A 4,958-nucleotide genomic window follows, 5' to 3' on the forward strand; every position below is an offset into this window, starting at 1 on the left:
GCAGCAGCTATTCTGAATATGCCAAAGCCGGTATTGATTTAACTAAGTCGGTTGAAGTGGAAGCCAAGCCGATTTTAGTGCAGCCGCCACGGCAAAAGCCGTGGGAGCAAACCTACGTTAAGCTGCCGGCCTTTGAACAGGTAAGCGTTAACAAACCGCTGTATGCCCATGCCTCGCGTATTTTGCACCAGGAAACCAACCCCGGTTGCGCCCGCGCTATTATGCAGCGCCATGGCGATCGGCATATCTGGGTTAATCCGCCGGCGTTTCCGTTGTCGACAGAAGAAATGGATTTAGTGTTCGGTCTGCCGTATCAGCGGGTGCCGCACCCGGTGTATGGCAAAGATAAAATACCTGCTTATGAGATGATTAAAACCTCGGTGAATATTATGCGTGGCTGCTTTGGCGGTTGCTCGTTCTGCTCTATTACCGAGCATGAAGGGCGCATTATTCAAAGCCGCTCGAAAGAATCTATTATGCAGGAGATCAAGGATATTCGCGACAAAGTGCCCGGTTTTACCGGTGTTATCTCTGATCTTGGTGGCCCGACAGCCAATATGTACCGTTTAAATTGTAAAAACCCGAAAGCCGAGCAAACCTGTCGCCGCCCATCTTGCGTTTACCCGACGATTTGCGAGCATATGGATACCGATCAAAGCCCGACGGTAGAGCTGTACCGCGAGGCACGTAATTTACCTGGTATTAAAAAAGTATTGGTGGCCTCGGGTGTGCGCTACGATTTAGCGGTTGAAGATCCAAACTATGTGCGCGAGCTGGTGCAGCACCATGTTGGCGGCTATTTAAAAATAGCCCCTGAGCATACCGAGAACGGCCCCTTATCGAAGATGATGAAGCCGGGCATGGGCGCCTATGACAAATTTAAAGAAATGTTCGATCGCTTCAGTAAGGAAGCCGGCAAAGAGCAGTTTTTAATTCCGTATTTTATTGCCGCTCACCCGGGTACCACAGATTTGGATATGGTGAACTTAGCGTTGTGGCTCAAAGAGCGTGATTTTAAACTGGATCAGGTACAAAATTTTTACCCCAGCCCGATGGCCAATGCGACCACCATTTATCATACCGAAATGAACTCGCTGAAAAACATCAACAAAGCCAATACCGAAGTGGTAGCTGTGCCTAAAGGCGAGCGGCAGCGCCGTTTGCACAAAGCCATATTGCGCTATCACGACCCTAAAGGCTGGCCGCAAATTCGTGAAGCGCTGATTAACATGGGCTTAAAGCATTTAATTGGTCGCAGCAAAGGCTGTCTGGTACCAGAAGAGAGCAAGGACGAGCAGTTTAAAAAGCCCGGCAAAGTCGGTAAACCTGCCCTTAGCCGTCATACCGGCTTAAACCCGGCGGCACAGGCTATCGCTAAAACAGCTAAAAAACCTGTTAGCCAAAAAGCCGGTAACGCCAGCAGTAACACAGCCAGCTCTAACAAAGCCAACAGTAACAAAGCCAGCAGTCATAAAGCGGGCAGCAAAAATACTCAGCGAGGCAAAGCTTAATAGCGCGCAGATGCTCAGGTTTATCTGGGCATTACAACTCTTTACTGATAGCAGTTTAAGTGTTTAAGTACAAACTGCTATAGTTCATCAGTGATTAATTTTCACTGGCTATACTCAACCCATTTCTCCTGATAAACCCCTTTAACAAGGATAGGTTATGCCTGCTGTCGCCTCTGGTTTTCGCAATGCTTTACGCACGCTATTTGGCTCAATTAACTGGACGGCACCGCTGTGGCTAAGCCGTTTAACAACGCAGGCTAAACAGCAACCCGGCCGTTTTTGGCGGCTGGTGCTGCTGATATTGGTATTGTTGGCGGCCACAGTAGCCGGTTACTGTTACTACCAGCAATTGCCCAAACCCTTGCAAGTACAGGCCAAAGTGACAAACCCGCCGCTGGGCCATTATCAGGATGACGTAGAGCAGCCAACGCCCTTGCTGCTGCATTTTTATTATGATCTGCAACCGCAATCAGCAGCCGAAAGTGATACCGCGCACAGCAGTGCAATGCCAGAGCCGCAGCTATCTGCCGCCCGGCTGGATTTAATTGGTGAGGTATTAAGTGATGGCGCAAGCATCAGCCCGGCTGTGGCGGGTAAATGGCTATGGCAGGATGATAACACACTTAGCTTTACCCCGGAGCAAGCCTGGCCGGCCGGCCAGCGATACACCGTTCGGCTGGAAAAGCGTATTTTTAACCCGGACATTAAGCTGGCCCAACAACAATACCGCTTTGATACCCAGTCTTTAACGGTAGAGATTAACCAACTGCGATTTTATCAACATCCGGCTGAGCCTGGCCATCGCCAGGTGGTGGCGACGCTTAACTTTAGCCATCCGGTACAATTAGCCAGTGCTGAACAACAGTTAATTATGCAGATGCGCGAAGAGGGGGCAGATAGCCGGCAGAAGCCACAAGCCGTGCCTTTTAGCCTTAGTGCCGACAAAAGCGGTCGGGTGCTGTATCTGCAGTCAGAAAACATAGTGTTACCGGCGCAGGAGCAATATTTAACCGTACAGCTCAATGCCGGGGTCACAGCGCTGATAGGCGAGGGTAAAACGCAAGACGCTGCCCGCGCGCAGTTATTGGTGCCAGATAGTGGCAGCTTTTTAAAAGTGAGCGAACTGCATAGCGAAATTATTCGCAACACCGAGCTTGAGCCTGAACAAATGCTGCTATTGAGTTTTACCGACAGGCTTAATCGCACGGAGTTACAGCAAAAATTAAAGCTGTATCTGTTGCCAAAACACCCCAGGCGCAACTCGAATTATTGGGCTCCGGGCGAAGTCAACAGCGCTGTATTACAACAAGCCACTGCGTTGAACGTTGAGTTAATGCCTACCGCTTTAGCGCACGATGACGCCTTTAGTATCAAGCTGGATTTGCCGCCTGGCCAGAGTATCTTTGTCAGCGTGCCGGCGGGGTTGCAATCGCTAAGTGATTTTCAGCTGGCCAATGAGTATCGTGCTGTCATTCAGGCGCCTGACTATCCGAAAGAGGCAAAAATTGTTGGTGAAGGGGCCGTGCTCACCTTAAGCGGCGAGCAAAAGCTGCAGTTGTTAAGTCGTGGCGTCAAAGGTGTGCGGGTTAAATTGCATAAACTGTTGCCTGAGCAACTAAACCATTTAATCACCCAGACCGGCGGTGATATCAGCCAGCCGTATTTTCATAACTACAACTTTGATGAGAGCCATATCACCAGTTTGCAGCAGCACACCTACACCCTAAATAAAGTGGCGGCTAAGCAGGCCAGTTATCAGGCGCTGTCTTTAACCCCTTATTTAAAGCAAGCGGGGATGGGTTTATTTTTTATTGAATTAAGTGAGTTTGACCCGGCGCGGCCAGAGCGTGAAGGGCAGCAACTGGATAAGCGCCTGGTGCTGGTCACCGATTTGGGCTTACTGGTAAAACACAATGCCGATAGCAGTCAGCAGTTGTTTGTGTTGTCACTCTCTGATGGCAAGCCGGTTGCCGGCGCTGAGGTGGCCTTGCTGGGGCGCAATGGCGTGCCATTGTTTGAAGGTATAACTAATGCCGAGGGTAGCGTCAGCTTTGCCAAAACAGAGCAGTTCCGGCGTGAGCGTCAACCTGTGGTATACCGGGTAAATCGCAGCCGTGCTGGCGTAGTAGATACCAGCTTTATCCCGTTTGAACGCTGGAGTCGCCAGCTGGATTATTCAAAATTTAACACCAGTGGTCAGTATCGTAGTGACGAGCAGGCGAAAAATTTAACAGCCTATATGTTTAGTGACAGAGGCATTTACCGGCCAGGTGAGCAGGTGCAACTGGCCGCCATTATTCGTCAGGCAAATTTAACTGCTGCCGCCAGCGGTTTGCCGTTAAGGATACAAGTGCAGGGGCCTCGAGGCATCACCTTCTGGCAGCAAAACTTTAATTTAAGCGGGCGCGGCCTGCATCAATTTAGCCTGGACACTCAGGTGTACAGTGATACAGGGAACTACCATGCCAATGTCAGTCTGCTTGATAGCAAAGGCAATTCGCAGCGTCATTTAGGCTCGGTGAGCTTTGCGGTAGAAGAATTTCAACCCGACACCATGAAAATCAGCAGTCAGTTTAAGCAGCTGGCTGCTGCTGTTAAGTCTGCGGGGTGGTTACATCCAGAAGATTTAGCGGTGCAGGTGCAACTGGATAATCTGTTTGGCACGCCGGCACAGCAGCGCAGAGTAACCGCCAGGCTGGAGCTGATACCACGCAGTTTTAGTTTTAGTGAGTATCCGGATTATCAGGTATTAAGCCCGCAGCATGCCACAGTGCGCGCCGAGCGGGTGCAGCAAAACCTTGACGAGCAGCAAACCGATATCGACGGCAAAGTTGAGTTTGCTCTGGGTCTGGCACAATATCAGGCCGGCACCTATCAGTTGATTGTTACTACCGAAGGCTTTGACGCCGGCGGTGGCCGCAGTGTGCAGCACCGGCTAAGCACACTGTTATCGCCGTTATCACAATTAGTGGCGGTGAAAGCCGATGGCGAGCTGGGCTATTTGCGCCGTCAGCAAGCACGCAATGTACATTTTATTGCGATGGACAATAGCCTGAGCCAGATAGCGCTTGACGATGTGAAGTTGCAATTAATTGAAAAACGGCCTATTACCAGTCTGGTTAAACAAGACGATGGCACTTATCAGTATCAGAGCATAGTGCAGGAAATCATACTCAGTGACAGCGCTTTTAGTATTGAGCAGTCTGGTACAGACTATAGCTTACCCACAGAAACCCCGGGTGACTTTGAGCTTAAGCTCAGTGACAGCAGCGGCACTGTGCTGGGCAATGTGGCTTTTTCGGTGGTGGGAGCAGGCAACATCAGTGCCATGCTGGAAAAGAATGCTGCCTTAACCGTTAAGCTGGATAAAACCGATTACAACGCTGGTGACTGGATAGAGCTGAATATTACGGCACCCTATACCGGTAGCGGCCTGATCAGTATTGA

General features: G+C 50.2%; 2 protein-coding genes. Both read left to right on the forward strand.

Going from position 1 to position 4,958, the window contains the following annotated elements; genetic code table 11:
- A partial coding sequence (locus V7D78_RS15905; RefSeq protein ID WP_333609439.1) for a YgiQ family radical SAM protein occupies positions 1-1,511 on the forward strand: 1,511 nt, incomplete at its 5' end.
- Positions 1,512-1,668: 157 nt separating this feature from the next.
- On the forward strand, positions 1,669-4,958 hold a 3,290-nt coding region (locus V7D78_RS15910; protein WP_333609440.1), incomplete at its 3' end, for an MG2 domain-containing protein.

It is taken from the genome of Arsukibacterium sp. (assembly GCF_036735525.1).
Classification (GTDB): domain Bacteria; phylum Pseudomonadota; class Gammaproteobacteria; order Enterobacterales; family Alteromonadaceae; genus Alishewanella.